This window comes from Pseudomonas farris (genome assembly GCF_019145235.1).
GTDB classification, from domain to species: Bacteria; Pseudomonadota; Gammaproteobacteria; order Pseudomonadales; family Pseudomonadaceae; genus Aquipseudomonas; species Aquipseudomonas farris.
Genome location: NZ_JAHSTV010000002.1, coordinates 471925 through 490641 on the forward strand (window position 1 = coordinate 471925; position 18717 = coordinate 490641).

Sequence of the window (18717 nt, forward strand, 5' to 3'; positions counted from 1 at the left end):
GAAAGGTTCAACTCGTTAGGCAACTAACCAAGTGATTTCTTATAACTAATAAGCAAACAGCCCTATAAGCAATCGATACAAGCCTGCGTCAAAATCTTGCTAGTGTTACAACGAAGCCCGCCAAATGACTGTTTTTAATAATATTTCCTAAAATTTGGCGTCAAGGAACAGTCATGATCGAAGCGCCTGCCTTACGACGTCTTTTAGTAGTGGATCCTTGCGACGACTGTCACCGTTTGTTGCCGGGTTTACGCGCCGTGGGTTGGGATGTTGACAGCTGTACCCTGGAAAACGCCACCGAACGAACCTGCGATGTCGGCCTGTTCCGATTGCAGCCCTTTCATCTGGAGCGCCCGGAAGCCGTCAAGGAATTGATCAGCCGTAGCGGTACCGAGTGGATTGCGGTGCTGAATCAAGAAGTCCTGCGATTGCAAAATGTCGGGGACTTCGTCTGCGAATGGTTTTTTGACTTCCATACCCTGCCGTTCGATGTCTCACGGGTTCAGGTCACCCTGGGCCGCGCGTTCGGCATGGCGCGCCTGCGCGGCCAGGGCACGGTTCATATCGATCAGCCTGAACACGAACTGCTCGGCGACAGCAAACCGATTCGCGAACTGCGCAAACTGCTGAGCAAACTGGCACCCACCGAATCCCCGGTGCTGATCCGCGGCGAAAGCGGGACCGGCAAGGAATTGGTCGCCCGCACCCTGCATCGACAATCCCAGCGTCACAGCAAACCGTTCGTGGCGATCAACTGCGGCGCGATTCCCGAACACTTGATCCAGTCCGAACTGTTTGGCCACGAGAAGGGGGCCTTTACCGGCGCTCATCAGCGCAAGGTCGGGCGGATCGAGGCGGCCAACGGCGGAACGCTGTTTCTCGATGAAATCGGTGATCTCCCCCTGGAACTGCAAGCCAATCTGCTGCGCTTCCTGCAGGAAAAACACATTGAGCGTGTAGGGGGGCACCAGCCTATTCCGGTGGATGTGCGGGTATTGGCGGCGACGCACGTCGACCTTGAAGCGGCCATTGAGAAGAAACTCTTTCGCGAAGATCTGTATTACCGTTTGAATGTCTTGCAAGTCATTACCGTGCCGTTGCGTGAACGCCATGGCGATCTCTCGATGCTGGCCAACCACTTTTCCCATTTCTACAGCCAGGAAACCGGGCGTCGTCCTCGCAGCTTCAGCGAGGACGCGCTGATCGCCATGGGCAAGCACGACTGGCCGGGCAATGTCCGTGAGTTAGCCAACCGGGTACGGCGCGGGCTGGTTCTGGCCGAAGGACGGCAGATCGAGGCGCGAGACCTGGGGTTGATCAGTCAACACATCACCGCTACGCCGATGGGTACCCTTGAAGACTACAAGACCCGCGCCGAGCGTCAGGCGCTGTGCGATGTGTTGAACCGGCACAGCGACAACCTGAGCGTCGCCGCCAGAGTCCTTGGCGTGTCGCGGCCGACTTTTTACCGATTGCTGCATAAGCACCAAATCCGCTAGGGCGCGGTGAAACGAAGAGGCCCGCTGCGACATTCATCGCAGCGGGCCTTTTCCATTGGGATGAAACGGTTAGAAGTAGTACGGGAATTTCAGGCTGAAGGAAAAGTCTGGCGAGTCGTCGGTCAGCCCGATGGCCAGGTTGGGAACGATCGTCAGGTTATCGGTTGCTGCCAGGGTCATGCCGATGTTGAAGTTGGCCGAGTTGTAATCGCTGTTGGAAATCGATTGCCAATCGCCACCGTCCGGCTTGATCTTGCTCTTGCGGGCGAATTGATCGGTGAACGAGAACGACATACTCATCTTCTCGTTCAAGGCGAATGCAATGCCGGCGCCGACCTGCCAGGAATCGCCCAGTTTCACGTCCCCGGGCACCTTGGAGTTGACCTGAGGGCTGATGTCGCTGAAAGAGTCTTCCATGTTGTAGGTGTAGGCCAGGCTGCCGAACAGCACGGCCGGGTCGAAGCTCTTGACTAGCGAAAGGCCCGGGGTGATCGACCAGACACCATTGCCGGTAGGCAAGTCCTCGGGTACCGAGAGGTTATCGTTGTTCGGGTCATTGACCAGCTTGATGCCGTAAGGGTCCTTACCGGTCGGCGCCTTGACGCGCAGTGTAAAGACCGCGTCGGGAAGATTGGCCGACTCATCCAGAAACTTGTAGGCAACGCCAAAGTTCACATCGCCGATGGTCGGGTCGCGGGTTACGGTTGCGTCCGACGTCACCGGGCCTGCGCCCCCGGCGCCACCGGAGGAATACGTTGATTCGCGATAAACCACGGGGACGTTAATGTCGAACTGCCAACGTTGTGCCACGTTGTAGCGGGCGGTCAGGTCCAGGGTCCAGTTATCCGCCTTGATACGGTCGAGGTTGATGTTGCCGAGGAAAATCGCGTCCAGTGCCAGGAAGCCATTGAGTACCAATGCACGGGTATCGTAGTGCGTATAGGTCAGGCCGGTTTCGACGCTGAACTTGCCGCCACCGAAGAAGCCGCTGGCTTCGTCATACAGGTTGGAAACGCTTTGCGCAGGCTCCGAATCCTCTTGGAGCGATTGGCCGTATGAACTGCCCGTGGTTCCTGGCGCACCGGCGGCCACCGTCTGGCCACTCCTGGGCGTTTCCGCGGGGGATTTGGTCAGGCGTTTGGGAGCAGGTGTCGCAGGTGCTTCTTCGACTTGGCGAACGCGTTGCTCGAGTACCATCAGCGCGTTCTGTTGTACTTCGTAACGCTGTTTCAACTCCATGAGTTCTTGTTTTAGTGCTTCGACCTGGGGGTCCGTTGCTGCGTGCAGCAGTGTTGTCGGGGCCAGGCTAGTCAAACAAACGATAGCTCTGAACGTCAACGATCGGTGCATGGGTTAGCCGTCCATTTCTGACTACATCGGATGAGACTGAGCGTAGATCAGAATCCTTGGGTGCGAAGACCTTTGAGCTGGTCCAGGTTGCCGTTCAGCGACCCGGTTGTCGCGTTGTCACGCAGCACGACATTGAAGGATGTGAGGTTGTTGACCTGGTTACCACCGCCGAGCAAAGTCGTGTTCTGCATCAGCCCACCCTGGGCCAGGCGTTGTACGGTACTGCCTTGGTTGTTGTTGGCCACGATATTGAGTTGCACACCCGTACCGGTCGAGGCAACGCTCAACGAGCCTGCGCCATTGGCGCCGACCAACGTCGAGCCTGCGGCCAACGCTTGGCCCTGCTGTTGCGTTGCTGGCGCTTGGCTAGCCTTTGTGACGTTGATGTAAACGTTGTTGTAGGCAGAGTTATGGTCCCCGGCAGCACGCACGACTTGAGTGACGCCTTCGGTGCTGTTGAGGCCGCTGCCGCCAGTGACGGTACCGGTGCCTTGCGAACGCGCTGAGCCATTACCTTTTTCGTCGATCATCGACACATAGAACTGAGGCTTGATGGTCGATTGTTGAATTTGCATCGAGGAAGTTGCCCCGATCACTTCACCGTTGGCATTTTGCCAAGTGCTGGTCATGACAATGCCGAAACTGATGATCCGCCCCGGCATGACATAGCGGCCGCGCAGGGTCGCCAACTCCTGATCCTTCAGTTCAATGGGTTTGAACGTCTGTGCCTGGGTCGGCAGGCTGGCGGCCAGGCAAACCACGACCAGCCAGATTGGAGTCTTCATTGGATGCTCCCGGAGCGTCGTGCTCCTTGTTATTAGAAGAAGTCGCTTTGGATGAATCCGAAATCCATCAACTCTGCGTCTCGCACCGGAGTGAAGGTATTGATGCGGTTCTTGGCGGTCAGTGGCAGGGGTGGGTCGAGCAACGCATTGGTTTTGTCGTAGCCCTGGCCGATGACGGCAAAGATGATGCCGTTCCAGCCTTTTACAAAGTCGTCGACTTTGTAGCGTTTATGACCGAGTACCGGATCTCCGATATAGACCCAGCCCTTATGGACTTTTTGCATGACCACAAAATGTTTGTAGCCGCGGATATCAAGGAGTACCACAACCGGAATTCTGATTTCGCTCAACGTTTCCGGGGCTACCCGATAGCCACGGGCCCGCATGCCGATACTTTCCACGTAACGCTTCATGTCGAGCATTGAGAAGCCTTGGACGCGGACAAGATCTTGATCAGAGTGCGCCAGCATGCCTTCGATGATCTGTTCTTCATTCACGTCCAGCCAATAGGCTTGGCGCAAGATGGTCGCCAGCGCAGCTGCGCCGCAACTGAAGTCGGTTTTCTGTTGCACCAGGTCGGCAAATTTACGCTCGCGTACGCTCTGGATCGGCTTGTACACCACCGCGCCACCGGGCAGGACGGAAAGCGGCATTTGCGCAGCCTCAATCACACTGGCCACGCAAAGCAAAAATGCCAAGACGATAATGCGCATGAAAAGACGCCTTCTGGTGGTGTTGAAACAGGCCCCCGTCAGGGGGCCTCCAGAGACAGCAATTAGAACGAGTTGTTGGAAATGGCCAGCGAGTTACTTTGTTGGTTACCCACGCCAGCAGCCACGTTGACGCCCAGGTTGCCACTGCCACCATTCACCGAACCGTTCAGGGTTGCAGTGTTGGTCACAGGGTTGGCCCAGCCAGTTGGAGTCAGCACTTGATAGGAGTAGGTGTTGCTCAAATCATATGAGCTGCTTTCACTGTAGCTTTTCGCTTTGTCGTACGCAGACTCGGACGATTTACTGCCCGATTTTTCGTACGAGGATGCGGACGATTTCTCATATGATTTATCGTACGAGGAATCGTACGAGGAATCGCGCGATCTGTCGTACGAGGAGTCGCGTGATCTGTCGTACGAAGAGTCGCGCGATCTGTCGTACGAGCTGTCTCTCGATGCGTCAAGCGTTGCGTCAATCGATGCGTTAAGCGATGCGTCGGCAGTCCTGCTGCGGGTGCGATCGCCATTGCCATTATTGAAGGTACGGGAACTGGAAGCCGCCGCAGTAGCGTCTAAAGTAGCGCTCAAGGAAGCACTCAAAGAAGCACTCGAAGAACCGCTCGCATTACTGCTGCTTGAACCGCTCGCATCACTGCTGTTAGAGCCGCTCGCATTACTACTGCGAGAACCACTTATATCAACGCTTTTGGAACCGCTGGCATCAAAGCTCCTGGAACCGCTCGCGTCCCAGCTTGAAGAAGCGCTTTTACTGCCGCTAGCCTCGGATGACTTATCGCGAGAGAAACTACCGCTGGCCGAGTTGGTAACTGTCATTGTATCCAGGCGGTACGTCCGATCGGCGTTGTTATTCACTACCAGGCCAGGACCTTGTTGATCGGCAGAGGCGGTGGCTGTTGCGTTGCCGAGCGGGGCATTGGTGTTGGCAATTGCCATGGTGTTTTTCTGCTGGTTAAGGTCGCCGCCAGCAATGTTGATACCCATGTTACCGCTGCCGCCATTACCCGATCCGTTCATCACGGCAGAGGCTGTGCTGCCGAAGTTGTTGACCCTGTTATTGTCGCTGTATTGCGTGACGTCGGCGGTGGCTGTGGCAGTGCCGAACACGAAGCTGTTGTCCTGACTGGAGTTTGAGGCAGCATTGGCGATGGCGGACGCGTTGTCTTGTTGGTTGCCGCTACCTGCTGCCACGTTGACGCCGACGTTGCCGCTGGCACCTGTGGCAGAGCTGTTCATTTCAGCTTCGTTAATCGTCCCTTCGTTACGGATGCGGTTGTCGGTACTGCTCTGGTTATCCCACGCATTGGCCGTCGCATAGACAGGGATCTTTGTTGGAGGAGGGGTGTGATGGCCATTGTGGTGGTTGTTACGCCAATCGTTCTGCCCAGCTTGTACAGCAACAGCCATGACCGCAGCAATTGCGAAAACCAGAGGCTTGAGTGCCATCGAAGGTTTCATGGTGATTCTCCGTACTTATTTAGGTTAAGTGTTGTTTCTACCTGTTTGGGTCAATCATGACCCGTACGCTCAGGGTGTTGGCCGTTCGGTTTCCCACCCCGGAGCTCTGATTCAACTGGATCACCCCACGGCTACCGGTGAAGGCCTGATCGCTGGTAGCGACCTGGCGATTGCCTGGTGCAGAGTCAGTTGGATCGGAGTTGTTGATCAGCGCCACGTTCTGCTGCATGAGGACGCTGTCGTCGATACTTTGCGGCTGTGTACTGATGCTTATCCGCAGGGCATTGGCTTGCTGGTTGCTGGCGCCCGCGCTCTGGTTGACGCCCAGAGCGCCACTGCCGTTGCTGAAGGAGTCGCCTTGAATGCTGGATCGAGCATCGATCCTGGGGTCGACCTGCGTACGCAGCCGTTGGCGAATCTGCGTGGTCGCGCTGGCTCCATGGCCAACGGCGATGGCTCGGGCGTTGGCCTGTTGCTGCAAATCGCCGGCAGCCTGGTTGACGGTGAGGTTGCCCTGGTACTGCATGCCCGAAGCGTCGATTTCAGCGTTATTGATGACGGGAGGTTGGGCAAAGGTCGATGCACTGCAAAACATGGCAATCATCAGCAGCGTACGATTCATCTTAACGGTCTCCCGTTACGACTTTCAGAGCACCCAGGCCTTGCTGGATGTTGGAATTGACCATGTTGGCAATACCGTTGCCCGAATTGCCCGAACGCCCAGCGGGGAGGTTGGAAAGCTGGGTCTGATTGGTGAGGTTGCCGCCCAGGTTGTTGGTGTTTTGAGTGACCAGGCGGGAGATGCCTGCACCACTGGCGACGTTGGCAAAGTCGCCATCGCTCAACTCGTTCGTTTGCCTGAGGACTTGTTTGGACGGGTTGGCATTGGCGGTCGTGGGGCTAGGGTCGGGCATCACCGGCGCACGCGTTGCCATGCGCGGTTGGACATCACGTTTGATAATAATGATGCCATTGTCGGCCTGTACGGGCAGGCTGACACTTGAGCCCAGTGCGCATCCGATCAATAGGAGGCTGTAGATGCGGTTATCAAATGTCCCCACGGCGGCAATTCCTTCTTTGTTGTGGGCTGGTCCTGAATCAGCGTTGTGAAGGAGTGAGCGAAAGCTGTGCCGGTTTTTGATTATTGTTTTGATTCAGAGGGTTATCGATCAAGGTTAGTGGATCGATGGAGGGTGCTGTTTCAGGCCTGAGACAACCGCCGGGTCGCAAAGTGATAAAGGGATCGCAAACACTCTGGATCCAAGCTTTGTGCGGGGATGTATCGACGCCTTAACACATCGCATGACAAGACGATGACCAGCGTTGAAACGGGCTGTTTGAGAGGGGATGCGTGTTTCAGAAACGGACGTATTTGCAAAAATTCTGCAACAAATACTGGGGTATCTGACCAGTGCCCGTCAGCTCAACGCAATCCAATGTGGGAGCGGGCTTGCTCGCGAAAGCGGTGTGTCAGGCGACATCAATATTGACTGTGCCGCCGTCTTCGCGAGCAAGCCCGCTCCCACATGGATTGGGGGGGGTAATAAGGAAGATCAGCGCTCGAGCAGTAACGCGACGGCTCGCAATGCCTGAATCCGGCGTTCGGCCCAATCGCCCTGAAGCACTTGAACAGGCTGTCGATGTTGCTCCAGCCATGCCTGAGTGGCGTTGAAAAAAGCCCGGCGTTCATCCAGCTCGGGCTGACAACGCTGACCGTCATCGGTCCAGTCAACCTGTTCGGGCGACAGCAGCAAGTGCAAGTCATAGTGCCGCGCCAGCAGCGCCTCCTCGAGCCAGGTCGGGCAATCGCCAAACAGGGTCTGGCTCCAGAGCATGTTGCTCAGCAAGTGAGTGTCGAGAATCAGCAATGGCGGCCCAAGGGCGCGGGCTTCATCTTCCCATTGCAGCTGACCGCGAGCGATTTCGGGAATATCGGCCGGGCAAGTATCCCGCGCCTCCCGCTCAATGAACCAGCGCACGTATTCACCCACCAGAGCACCGCCGAATTGCTGTTGCAGTTCGGCGGCCAGCCAGCTCTTGCCACTGGATTCAGGTCCTGTGAGCACCAGCACTTTCATGTGCGCAACGCCGGATCGGTACGCCATGTCCGCCAGCCATGCACCGCCAGCAGGGCGAACGCCCCATAGAGGCCCGCAGTCAGGTACAGCTCTTTGTAGATGAAGAGGCCAACAAAGATGATGTCGAGCGCGATCCACAGCGCCCAGCATTGCAGACGTTTTTGCGCCATCCATAATTGCGCCACCAGGCTGAACCCGGTCAGCGCCGCATCGAGCCAAGGCTGGGCAGCATCGGTCCAGTGGGCCATCGCGGCGCCGAGCAGCAAACTGCCGACTGCGCCGACGGCCAGCCCGAGCGCAATGGATTTTCCATCGAGCAAGCTGACATGCCGCTTGCCATGAGTCGCGCTCCCCTGCGTCCACTGCCACCAGCCGTAGATCTGCAAACCGGCGTAGATCACTTGCAGCAGCATGTCCGAATACAGCTTCACCTCAAAAAAAATCCAGCTATACAGCAGCACCATGACCAGGCCGATCGGCCAGCACCAAGGGTTCTGTCTGACCGTCAACCAGACGGCAATCACGCCGAGGGCGGCGGCAAACAGTTCAAGCCCGGACATGGAGGTTCCTTGGTGTCGTAAAAATGAGGGGGGCGAATTGTACCCGGATTGTGGGGAATGGGCTTGTAGTGGGGAAGGGGGCTTGCCAATGCGAGTCAGGTCACACGCAATCCCTGTGGGGGCGGGCTTGCTCGCGAAGGCGACGGCACAATCAATATTGATGTTGGCTGATACACCGCTTTCGCGAGCAAGCCCGCTCCCACAGGGGGCAGCGGGGCTGCTGGGACGGAGTTACACCCGAAACTGCTTCAGCAACCCGTTCAACTGCTCGCTCAGTTCCTTGAGGTGAACGCTGGCCACGCTCGACTGTTCGGCCGCCAGTGCCGTGCTGTGGGACAACCCGGCTGCTTGGGTGACGTTCTGGTTGATGTCTTCCACCACGTGGGCCTGTTGCAAGGTCGCGCTGGCAATCGAAGCGTTCAACCCGTTGAGATTGCGCAAGGCCTGGCCGATGGCATTCAGGCTGGCGCCCGCCAGCCCGGCCTGTTCGATAGTCAGTTGCGACGCACGGCTGCTGTCGCCAATCACCTTGACCGCCGCTTCGGAATGGCTTTGCAGGCGTTCGATCATCGACTGGATTTCTGCCGTGGACTTCTGGGTGCGCTGGGCCAACAGGCGCACTTCATCGGCGACCACCGCAAATCCACGACCTTGCTCGCCGGCCCGGGCAGCTTCAATGGCGGCGTTAAGGGCCAGCAGGTTGGTTTGCTCGGCGATGGAGCGAATCACTTCCAGAACGCTGCCGATTTGCGTGCTTTCGGCGGCCAGGGTACGAATCACTTCGACGGCTTGATCGATGGTCGAAGACAGCTTGTCGATCTGCTGCAGGCTGCCATCGATATTGACTTGGCCCTGTTGCGCCTGAGACTCGGCATTGCGCATTTCGCTGGCCGCGTGCTCGGCGTTTTTGGCCACATCCTGCACGCCGTAGGTCACTTCGTTGATCGCGGTCGCCACCAGTTCCATTTGTTGGGATTGCTGCTGGCTGCGTTGCTGGGCTTGCGCGGCATCGTTGCCCAGTTCGCTGGAGGACTGGCCCAGCGCGCCGGCGGACACCTGCAGCTGACTGATCACCAGGCGCAGTTTGGCGGTAAAGGCGTTGAAGTGCCGGGCCAGTTGCGTGACTTCGTCCTGACCGTGGGTATCGAGGCTGCGGGTCAGGTCGCTTTCACCGCTGGCGATGTTGGCCATGGCGTTCACGGTTTCCTGGAGCGGGCGCACGATGCTGCGGGCAATCATGATCACCAGCAACGCCATGATCAGGGCAATCACCAGGCCCACGAAAGAGGCCTTCCAGACTTGAGCATAAAACTCGGCCTGCATGTCATCGATGTATACGCCCGAACCGATCACCCAACCCCAAGGCTCGAACAGTTTCACGTAGGAGGTTTTTTCCACCGGCGCGCTGGCGCCCGGTTTCGGCCAGCGGTAATCGACCATGCCGGCACCCTTGGCCTTGGCGATGGCGACCATCTCGTTGAACAGCGCGAAACCGTCGGGGTCGCGGATCGCCGAGAGATTCTGGCCATCAAGTTTCGGATTGGTCGGGTGCATGATCATGACCGGCGTCAGATCGTTGATCCAGAAATAGTCATTCTGGTCGTAGCGCAAACCGCGCACGGCATTCAGTGCCTGCTTTTGCGCGGCGTCGCGGGTGAGGGTGCCGGCAGTTTCCAGGCCGTGATAGTAGGTGAGGATGCCACTGGCGGTCTGTACCACGTGCTGGGTCTTTTGGGCCTTGGCCTGATAGAGGTCGTCGTGAATCTGCTTGAGCATCAACACGCCCAACGTCAATAGCATCACCACGGCCACGATCAAGATGAGCCACAAGCGTCGGCTGATCGACACACTGCGCAAGCTGTTCATAACGCTGTTACTCCGGTTTCTTGTTCTTGTAATAAACGATCGCCAGCATCCAACCACACTTTGCCGATCGGGCCTATGCGACTCAGGACCTATGACGCGGCAGCGTAAATGAGGCGTCTCTGATAGGATTTCGGCCCCGCACGGAAAAACCTGAGCCCAAGTCTTTTTTCCCGCAATTTTTACGGTTCTGCGTGGATCTTGTGCGCGCAGGGATTCAGCTAAGGTTGATTGCGGTTAACGCTCTACAAATTATTAACGGAGCATGCCTGGGGGTATTGCTTCTTGGGGGATTGATGGATCTTTGGACGGCCTTTCAGGCATTGATTTTAGGCGTTGTAGAAGGGCTGACGGAGTTCTTGCCCATTTCCAGTACCGGGCACCAGATTATTGTGGCGGACTTGCTCAACTTTGGGGGCGAGCGGGCCATGGCCTTCAATATCATCATTCAGCTCGGGGCAATCCTGGCGGTGGTCTGGGAGTTTCGCCGCAAGATCTTCGACGTGGTCATCGGTTTGCCGACACAACCCAGCGCTCGACGCTTTACCGCGAACCTGTTGATTGCCTTCCTGCCGGCCGTGGTATTGGGGGTGATTTTCGCTGACTTGATTCACGAGTACCTGTTCAACCCGATTACCGTAGCCACCGCATTGGTCGTGGGCGGTATCGTCATGTTGTGGGCCGAACGCCGTCAGCATGAAGTGCATGCTGAAAGCGTCGACGACATCACCTGGAAAGACGCCTTGAAAGTCGGCTTTGCCCAGTGCCTGGCGATGATTCCGGGGACCTCGCGTTCCGGCTCGACGATCATTGGCGGTCTGCTGTTCGGGTTGTCGCGCAAGACGGCCACCGAGTTCTCGTTCTTCCTCGCCATGCCAACCATGGTCGGCGCGGCGGTGTACTCGGGCTACAAATACCGCAATCTGTTTGTGCCGGCTGATTTTCCGGTGTTCGCCATTGGCTTCGTCACTGCGTTTATCTTTGCGATGATTGCTGTTCGGGCCTTGCTCATATTCATTGCCAGTCACAGCTACGCGACATTCGCCTGGTATCGCATTGCGTTCGGTCTGGTCATTCTGGCCACCTGGCAATTCGGTTGGGTCGACTGGACAGCGGTCAAGCCATGAACGATTCCAGGGCGCGCAACAACGCCGGACGCAAGTCCGGGGGAGCAATTCAGAACCTGCGGCTGAAACTGCTGGTATTCGTTGTGCTGTGCGCAGTGCCGTTGTTTGGCTCGGTGTCGCTATGGCTGCGCGGGGTGTCGGTGATTCCCCTGGCGGCCTACAGCATCGTCAGCGTGCTGGCGTTTTTCCTGTACTGGAGCGACAAGCACAAGGCCCGCGCCGACAGCTGGCGCACGCCGGAGAATGTCTTGCACGCGGTGGAACTGGCGGGTGGTTGGCCGGGTGCCTTGCTGGCCCAGCAAGCGTTTCGGCACAAGACCCGCAAAGTCTCGTTTCAGTTGGTGTTCTGGCTCATCGTGCTAATGCACCAGGTGTTCTGGATCGATCAGCTGTTTCTGGGCGCTAACCTGTTTGCGTTGCTTTAAAGCCCTTTAAAGCAGCAGGCCGACCTGCGTGCGCTTGGGCAATTTGCTCACCACCAATTGATGGGAACGTTGCAGCAAGCCTTGCAGTTCTTCTGTGCCCAGCGGGTAGGGCGTTTCCATGATGATCCACTGGGCCCGGGCCAGATACGGCGCCGGGTGAATGCCTGGCCGGTCGCAATGGCCCAGGAACAGGTCTTTGTCGACCTTGAACGCCAGGGACTGTCCCCGCAGGTTCTGCAAGGCGAACATCTTGTTCCCGGCAATCGAAAACACCCGCACGCCACCCCACTTGTAATCCTCCCGCGCGCCGGGCAACGCCAGGCAGTATTGCGCGACGTCCTCTTCGCTCATTCGTCCCGCTTTCATAACAGTCTGTCCCCGCAAACATTGAATGATTCGATCAAATGGTCGATCCAGGCCCGCACCGCCGGCATCACCCCGCGTCGATGAGGGTAGACGGCTTGCAGCCAGCCGCCCGGCAATGACCAGTCGGGCAACAGTTGCACCAGCGAACCGTTTTCCAGCTCTTGCTCGCAATACATCATGGGCAGCATGGTAAAGCCCTGGCCGTTGAGGGTGCAGGCTTTGCGCACGATGAAATCTTCGCAGCCCAATCGCGCTTCGAGGCTCAGGTCGTAGCTTTTGTCCTGTTGATCAAGCATGCGAATGTGCACCATGCGATCGGCTTCCAGAGCGCCGAGCACGGGCAAATTTTTCAGATCTTCGGGATGATTGATGTCACGGCCGAGCAAAAAAGCCGGGCTGGCAACCATCAGCATTTGGGCCTGACGCAGGCGGCGGGTAACCAGCAATGGATCTTCATCACCCAGATCCCGCACCCTCAAGGCGACATCGACGCCTTCGTTGATCAGGTCAACCCGACGGTTGAGCAGCATCACCTCCAGCTGAACCTGAGGGAATTTCTCCAGGAAGCTACTGATTACCCCAGGCAGCATTTGGTGAGCCAACCCCACGGGGCAGGACACTCGCAAGCGCCCTCGGGGCTCGCTGGACATGCTGGCCACCGCTTCGTCGGCCATCTCGGCCTCCAGCAGCATCGCCTGACAATGGCGCAAGTAACGCTCGCCCACGGCGGTCAGGTTGAGTTGGCGGGTGGTGCGTTGCAGCAGACGCGCGCCCAGGCGTTCTTCCAGCTCGGCGATGCGTCGCGACAACCGCGACTTGGGAATCCCCAACAACCGCCCGGCCGCTGCGAAACCACCGGCTTCGACCACCTTGGCGAAGTAGTAGAGGTCGTTGAGATCTTGCATGGTTTAAGCTCGACTGTTCTATCAGTGGGACAAACTATCGCATTGTTGCCGACTAATCATCTATTGGTTTCGTCGGTAGGATTGTCTCCATCAGATCGCCCGGTAGCGATCCTCACCTTGGAGATCTCCACATGAAATTACTGCATATCGATTCGAGCATTCTGGGTGACAACTCGGCTTCCCGTCAGCTGAGCGGCGAAGTCGTCAAAACCTGGCAAGCCGCCGAGCCTGGCGTTGTGGTGACTTACCGCGACCTGGCCGCCGATGCCATCAGCCATTTCTCCGCCACCACCCTGGTCGCTGCCGGCACCGCCGCAGAGCTGCGCAACGCCGCGCAACAGCACGAAGCGGACCTGAGTGCCTCGACTCTGGCCGAATTCCTCGCCGCCGATGCCATCGTGATTGCCGCGCCGATGTACAACTTCACCATCCCGACTCAACTCAAAGCCTGGATCGACCGCATCGCCGTGGCCGGCCAGACTTTCCGCTACACCGAAGCCGGCCCTGAAGGCCTGTGCGGCGGCAAGAAAGTCGTGATCGTCTCGACAGCCGGTGGTCTGCATGCCGGTCAAGCGACCGGTGTTGCGCACGAAGATTATTTGAAAGTGCTGTTCGGCTTCCTCGGCATCACCGACATCGAGTTCGTCCGCGCCCATGGCCTGGCCTACGGTGACGAAGTGCGCACCAAAGCCATGAGCGACGCTCAGGCGCACATCAGCGAGCAATTGTTCGCTGCCGCGTAAGGCTTGCGTAAAGTCGTAAACAGCTCGGGCAATACCCCTGAAACTCTGTATTCTGGTCATCGTGATGGCCAGGTACGGAGTTTTTTGTTTCTGGCGGTTATCAGTTTCTGGCCCAGGTTATGCAGTCGAGGGTTAACATCTGCGGTCAGGTAATAAGGTGGGGCATCCCATGGTGCGTCTTTGTGCAACGCTACTGATTTGCCTGCTCGGCAGTCTGGGTTTGGTGCACGCCGCGTCTGCGCCACATCCTCACTGGAGCGTCGGTTTTCATGAGATGACCTTCCTTGATCCGCTGGACTTGCAGCCGATGCGCGCCATCGCCTTTTACCCGTCCAGTGAAAAGGAACATTCCAGCACGCTCGAGGGCTACACGGTCGAAGCGGGTGAAAACACCAAAGTCGCCATCGGACGTTTTCCGATGCTGATGCTGTCCCACGGCAACACCGGAACCCCGCTGGCCCTGCACGACCTCGCCACCTCATTGGCACGCAAGGGCTTTGTGGTGGTGGCGGTGATCCATCCCGGCGACAACTCCAAAGACCACAGCCGTCTCGGCACCTTGAGCAACCTTTATGGGCGGCCGATCCAGATTTCCGAAGCCATTACCGCAACACTCAGCGACCGGATGCTCGCGCCCTTCGTCAATGCCGAGCAGGTCGGGGTGATTGGCTATTCGGCGGGCGGTGAGACGGCGTTGATCCTGTCCGGTGCCACTCCGGATCTGGATCGTCTGCGTCGTTATTGCCATGAGCGCCCGGATGATCACGATGCCTGCAACACGCAAGGCGAACTGATCGTTGATCGTGATGACTTGCAGCCAGTGGCGGACCCGCGCGTGCATGCCTTGTTGCTGATGGCACCGCTGAGCCTGAAGTTCGGCCGCCATACCCTGGCCGATGTGCATGTGCCGGTGCTGCTGTACAGCGGTGATGGCGACAAGCTGGTGGCGTTCGACAAAAACGCCGCAGCGCTTGCGCGCAAACTGCCGACCGCACCGGACTTCAAATTGCTGGCCGGGGCAGGGCACTTCGTGTTCCTGGCGCCGTGCAACGAAGAACAGATCGCCGCCATGCCGGCGCTGTGCACCGATGCCGACGGCGTCGACCGCAAGGACATTCATCGCAACATGATTTCCGAAGCAGGACGGTTCTTCGCCCATGCCTTGGGCAAACCCACCCGTGCCGGCATGCAGACCGCGGATCAATAATGTCCCCGGAACCCTTGTGGGAGCGGGCTTGCTCGCGAAGAGGGCGTGTCAGTCGACATTAATGTGTCTGACCCACCGCATTCGCGAGCAAGCCCGCTCCCACAGGGGATATGCGGCAGGCTTAGACCATTGCGCGGCGTTTCAGCAGCAGGGTCAAACCGAGCCCGGTTATCGACAACAACGCCGCACTAAAGAAAATCCACGAATACCCCAGGTTCAACGCCACCGCGCCCATCAGCGGCCCGGCAATCGCCAGCGCCAGATCGAAAAACACAGCATAGGCACTCAAACCTGCTCCGCGACTGGAATTGGGCACTTGCTTGATCGCTTCCACTCCCAGCGCCGGATACACCAGCGACAGGCCGAACCCGGTCAGCCCCGCGCCGATCAAGGCATAACCCGTCGAGGGCGCCAGCCACAGCAGGACCAGCCCGACGGTTTCAATGGTCATGCAGGCAATGGCGGAGGTGAAGCCGCCGAAACGGCTGATGCTGGAGATGAACAGCAGTCGCGCCAGAATGAAACAGACCCCGAATACCGTCAGGCAATAAGCCGCGCCGGTCCAGCCAAGGCTGACGTAATACAGGGTAATAAAAGTGGTGAGTGTGCCGTAACCGATGGACGCCAGGCTCAGGCTTGCACCGAAAGGAGCTATGCGCCCGAACACCGCCCAGAACGGCAGGCGCTCGCCGCGAATCACCGGTACCGAAGGTTTGTTTCGGATCAACAGCAGCGCCAGCAGGGCCAGTAACGACAGCGCGATCCCGAGGCTGGCGAACCCCAGTTCAGCGACCATCACCACGCCCAGCGGCGCGCCGATGGCGATGGCGCCGTATGAGGCGATGCCGTTCCAGGAAATCGAACGCGCCGTATGCTCGGCACCGACCTGGCCCATGCACCAACTGATCGTGCCGACCCCGATCAACCCTTGAGCGATGCCCAGCAACAAGCGGCCAGCGATCAGGATGATCAGGCTCAACAACGGCACACTTTGCAGCAGGGTCGACAGCAATGTCAGCACGCCGCTCAATGCAATCCCCGACAACCCGTAAACAATCGCCCGTTTGGTGCCGATGCTGTCCGACATGCGCCCGGCCATGGGCCGACTGAGCAGGGTGGCCAAGTACTGAGAACCAATGGTCAGCCCCGCCACGATGGCGCTGAACCCCAACTGTTCATGGACATACCCCGGCAACACCGCAATCGGCAGGCCAATACAGAGGAAGGCAATAAAGGTATAGAAAACGATGGAGACGATCTGCAGGGTGATCGCCATTGAGCTTTGCGGGGGCAGTTGCTGCACAGACATGAAGAGCTCGTTCGCGGGCGGCGGTAGGAGAACTGCATCATGGCGTGGGTGGGGAATAAAAGGAAGCAGGCTAACTATGTGGATTGAAAATCAGGCTGGAACCTCACTTTTGCGGTGTCAGCGATGGCCTCTTCGCGAGCAAGCCCGCTCCCACACTGGATCGGTTGCGTGCAGAAGAGTGATAGCCACTGGAGATCCACTGTGGGAGCGGGCTTGCTCGCGAAGGTTTCAGCACCACAAACTTCCTCGACCCTGAAATGCAAAAAGCCCCGTCACCAGGACAGGGCTTTTCACTTGAAGCTTGCTGCTGTCTTACATCAAAACACCCTGACTACGCAGGTAGTCGTCATAGGTGCCGCTGAAGTCGATCACGCCATCGGCGCTCAACTCGATGATGCGGGTGGCCAGGGACGATACGAACTCACGGTCGTGGCTGACGAAGATCAGCGTGCCCGGGTAGTTCTCCAGCGCCAGGTTCAGCGCCTCGATGGATTCCATGTCCAAGTGGTTGGTCGGTTCGTCCATGATCAGCACGTTCGGCTTTTGCAGGATCAGCTTGCCGAACAGCATGCGACCTTGCTCACCACCGGAGATGACCTTGACCGACTTGAGGATCTCGTCGTTGGAGAACAGCATGCGACCGAGGGTGCCGCGAACGATTTGCTCGCCACCTTGGGTCCATTGGCCCATCCAGTCGAACAGGTTGCAGTCGTCTTCGAAGTCGTGAGCGTGGTCCTGGGCGTAGTAGCCCAATTCCGCGGCATCGGTCCACTTCACAGTACCGGCATCCGGGGTCAGTTCGTTGACCAGGGTGCGCAGCAGGGTGGTTTTACCAATACCGTTCGGGCCGATGATCGCCACGCGCTCGCCGGCTTCAACCTGGAAGCTGAAGTCCTTGAACAGCGGCTTGCCGTCGAAGCCTTTGGCCATGCGCTCGACGATGACCGCCTGACGATGCAGCTTCTTGGTTTGTTCGAAACGGATGAACGGGCTCACACGGCTAGAAGGCTTGACTTCGGCCAGCTGGATCTTGTCGATCGCCTTGGCACGGGAGGTCGCTTGCTTGGCTTTCGAGGCGTTGGCCGAGAAGCGGCTGACGAACGATTGCAGCTCGGAAATCTGCGCTTTCTTCTTGGCGTTGTCCGACAGCAGTTGCTCGCGGGACTGGGTCGCCACGGTCATGTACTCGTCGTAGTTGCCCGGGAACAGGCGCAGCTCGCCGTAGTCCAGGTCAGCCATGTGGGTGCACACGCTGTTCAGGAAGTGACGGTCGTGGGAGATGATGATCATCAGGCTGGAGCGCTGGGTCAGAATGTTTTCCAGCCAGCGGATGGTGTTGATGTCCAGGTGGTTGGTCGGTTCGTCAAGCAACAGCACTTCAGGATCGGAGAACAGTGCCTGCGCCAGCAATACGCGCAGCTTCCAGCCTGGGGACACTTCGCTCATCGGGCCGAAGTGCTGCTCGATGCCGATACCCAGGCCCAGCAACAGCTCGCCGGCACGGGATTCGGCGGTGTAGCCGTCCATTTCGGCGAATTCGGTTTCCAGCTCGGCCACGGCCATGCCGTCTTCTTCGGTCATTTCCGGCAGCGAGTAGATGCGGTCGCGCTCGGCCTTTACCTTCCACAGCTCTTCGTGACCCATGATCACGGTGTCGATCACGGTAAATTCTTCGTAGGCGAACTGGTCCTGGCGGAGTTTACCCAGACGCACGTTCGGCTCGAGCATGACCTGGCCGCCGGACGGCTCGAGGTCACCACCGAGGATTTTCATGAAGGTCGACTTGCCGCAACCATTGGCGCCGATCAGGCCGTAACGGTTACCGGCGCCGAATTTGACCGAAACGTTTTCGAATAGCGGCTTGGCGCCGAACTGCATCGTGATGTTAGCTGTGGAGATCAATTACTTTACCTATCAATGGGTTGCGAGCTGCGCATTTGGCGCTTGGGCCATACCTGGGACGTTCTGGAGTTTCTCTCCATCTCTTCCCAGTCACCGCTAGAGTTCAACCAGCGCGCATAAGTCGAGAGCAGCATCTGGACGCTGTGTCCAAGCTGTTGGGCAAAAAGGCGGGATTCATGCCAGACATTGTGCATATTGTCGCATAAGTGTGACGGCAGTTGTACGGTGGGCGATAACGTGTCGCTCGCTTCTTCACGGCTGGGCCCTGGTTTGTGTAGAACCGGCGTCTGTCTGACGGGTTGGCTCATCCTGAGGGCGGGCAAACGTAGGGGAGCTCCTTGGTGGCACCTCAATGTTATTTTTGTTCAGTGTTGTGTTCGGGACACTTGGCGTGGCTCTGGGTAAAGTCA

At 58.1% G+C, this 18717-nt stretch carries 18 protein-coding genes and 1 pseudogene; 5 read left to right on the forward strand and 14 right to left on the reverse strand.

The annotated features are described in order from the left end of the window. The first annotated feature begins 173 nt into the window (after nucleotides 1–173). Nucleotides 174–1499, forward strand: coding sequence for a sigma-54 dependent transcriptional regulator (locus KVG95_RS05370; protein ID WP_123359592.1), 1326 nt, complete (start codon nucleotides 174–176; stop codon nucleotides 1497–1499). Nucleotides 1500–1568: 69 nt separating this feature from the next. On the opposite strand, the gene fapF is transcribed toward KVG95_RS05370, so the two are convergent. The 9 genes from fapF to KVG95_RS05415 form a co-directional block, all read right to left on the reverse strand. After that, nucleotides 1569–2849, reverse strand: coding sequence for a fibril amyloid transporter FapF (gene fapF / locus KVG95_RS05375; protein ID WP_217854805.1), 1281 nt, complete (start codon nucleotides 2847–2849; stop codon nucleotides 1569–1571). Between the two features lie 47 nt (nucleotides 2850–2896). Beyond that, nucleotides 2897–3634, reverse strand: coding sequence for a fibril amyloid subunit FapE (fapE, locus tag KVG95_RS05380; RefSeq protein ID WP_048397715.1), 738 nt, complete (start codon nucleotides 3632–3634; stop codon nucleotides 2897–2899). Between the two features lie 32 nt (nucleotides 3635–3666). Continuing rightward, nucleotides 3667–4347 carry a fibril amyloid maturation endopeptidase FapD gene (gene fapD, locus KVG95_RS05385; protein ID WP_052963381.1) on the reverse strand — a complete coding sequence of 227 codons (681 nt, stop codon included), beginning with the start codon at nucleotides 4345–4347 and terminating at the stop codon, nucleotides 3667–3669. Between the two features lie 62 nt (nucleotides 4348–4409). Beyond that, nucleotides 4410–5822 carry an amyloid-like fimbrin subunit FapC gene (gene fapC, locus KVG95_RS05390; RefSeq protein ID WP_217854806.1) on the reverse strand — a complete coding sequence of 471 codons (1413 nt, stop codon included), beginning with the start codon at nucleotides 5820–5822 and terminating at the stop codon, nucleotides 4410–4412. 37 nt (nucleotides 5823–5859) lie between these two features. Further along, nucleotides 5860–6444, reverse strand: coding sequence for a fibril amyloid subunit FapB (gene fapB / locus KVG95_RS05395; RefSeq protein WP_217854807.1), 585 nt, complete (start codon nucleotides 6442–6444; stop codon nucleotides 5860–5862). 1 nt (nucleotide 6445) lies between these two features. Continuing rightward, nucleotides 6446–6883 carry a functional amyloid chaperone FapA gene (gene fapA, locus KVG95_RS05400; protein ID WP_217854808.1) on the reverse strand — a complete coding sequence of 146 codons (438 nt, stop codon included), beginning with the start codon at nucleotides 6881–6883 and terminating at the stop codon, nucleotides 6446–6448. Nucleotides 6884–7375: 492 nt separating this feature from the next. Further along, a complete protein-coding gene (locus KVG95_RS05405; RefSeq protein WP_217854958.1) occupies nucleotides 7376–7900 on the reverse strand; it encodes an AAA family ATPase in 525 nt (174 codons plus the stop codon). Next, nucleotides 7897–8460: a nicotinamide riboside transporter PnuC gene (gene pnuC, locus KVG95_RS05410; RefSeq protein WP_217854809.1), complete on the reverse strand. Its 564-nt coding sequence runs from the start codon at nucleotides 8458–8460 to the stop codon at nucleotides 7897–7899. The genes KVG95_RS05405 and pnuC overlap by 4 nt, the downstream gene beginning before the upstream one ends. 231 nt (nucleotides 8461–8691) lie before the next feature. Then, complete coding sequence (locus KVG95_RS05415) at nucleotides 8692–10326, reverse strand: methyl-accepting chemotaxis protein (protein ID WP_201060364.1); 1635 nt, start codon at nucleotides 10324–10326, stop codon at nucleotides 8692–8694. A 293-nt stretch (nucleotides 10327–10619) separates the two neighbouring features. Between KVG95_RS05415 and KVG95_RS05420 the strand changes: the two genes are divergently transcribed. Beyond that, entirely contained in the window at nucleotides 10620–11450 is an 831-nt protein-coding gene (locus tag KVG95_RS05420) for an undecaprenyl-diphosphate phosphatase (RefSeq protein WP_030130296.1), read from the forward strand. Further along, nucleotides 11447–11875 (forward strand): DUF1294 domain-containing protein, encoded by a 429-nt coding sequence (locus KVG95_RS05425; protein ID WP_217854810.1) that lies wholly within the window; start codon nucleotides 11447–11449, stop codon nucleotides 11873–11875. The genes KVG95_RS05420 and KVG95_RS05425 overlap by 4 nt, the downstream gene beginning before the upstream one ends. Before the next feature lie 6 nt (nucleotides 11876–11881). Here the strand turns inward: KVG95_RS05425 and KVG95_RS05430 are convergent, their stop codons facing one another. Together KVG95_RS05430 and KVG95_RS05435 are read right to left on the reverse strand one after the other, a co-directional pair. Beyond that, complete coding sequence (locus tag KVG95_RS05430; RefSeq protein ID WP_095630514.1) at nucleotides 11882–12241, reverse strand: MmcQ/YjbR family DNA-binding protein; 360 nt, start codon at nucleotides 12239–12241, stop codon at nucleotides 11882–11884. Then, nucleotides 12238–13146, reverse strand: coding sequence for a LysR substrate-binding domain-containing protein (locus KVG95_RS05435; protein ID WP_217854811.1), 909 nt, complete (start codon nucleotides 13144–13146; stop codon nucleotides 12238–12240). Before KVG95_RS05435 ends, KVG95_RS05430 begins: the two co-directional genes overlap by 4 nt. A 131-nt stretch (nucleotides 13147–13277) precedes the next feature. On the opposite strand from KVG95_RS05435, the gene KVG95_RS05440 reads away from it, so the two are divergent. Together KVG95_RS05440 and KVG95_RS05445 are read left to right on the forward strand one after the other, a co-directional pair. Continuing rightward, nucleotides 13278–13889: an FMN-dependent NADH-azoreductase gene (locus tag KVG95_RS05440; RefSeq protein WP_217854812.1), complete on the forward strand. Its 612-nt coding sequence runs from the start codon at nucleotides 13278–13280 to the stop codon at nucleotides 13887–13889. A gap of 169 nt (nucleotides 13890–14058) precedes the next feature. Then, a complete protein-coding gene (locus tag KVG95_RS05445) occupies nucleotides 14059–15096 on the forward strand; it encodes an alpha/beta hydrolase family protein (RefSeq protein ID WP_217854813.1) in 1038 nt (345 codons plus the stop codon). 121 nt (nucleotides 15097–15217) lie between these two features. Here the strand turns inward: KVG95_RS05445 and KVG95_RS05450 are convergent, their stop codons facing one another. From KVG95_RS05450 to KVG95_RS29700, 3 genes and pseudogenes are all read right to left on the reverse strand, one after another. Further along, entirely contained in the window at nucleotides 15218–16405 is a 1188-nt protein-coding gene (locus KVG95_RS05450) for an MFS transporter (protein WP_217854814.1), read from the reverse strand. 312 nt (nucleotides 16406–16717) lie between these two features. Then, nucleotides 16718–18307 carry an ABC-F family ATPase gene (locus KVG95_RS05455; RefSeq protein WP_123359576.1) on the reverse strand — a complete coding sequence of 530 codons (1590 nt, stop codon included), beginning with the start codon at nucleotides 18305–18307 and terminating at the stop codon, nucleotides 16718–16720. A 5-nt stretch (nucleotides 18308–18312) separates the two neighbouring features. Beyond that, nucleotides 18313–18656: pseudogene (locus tag KVG95_RS29700) on the reverse strand (hypothetical protein); the annotation flags it as partial. Between the last annotated feature and the right edge of the window lie 61 nt (nucleotides 18657–18717).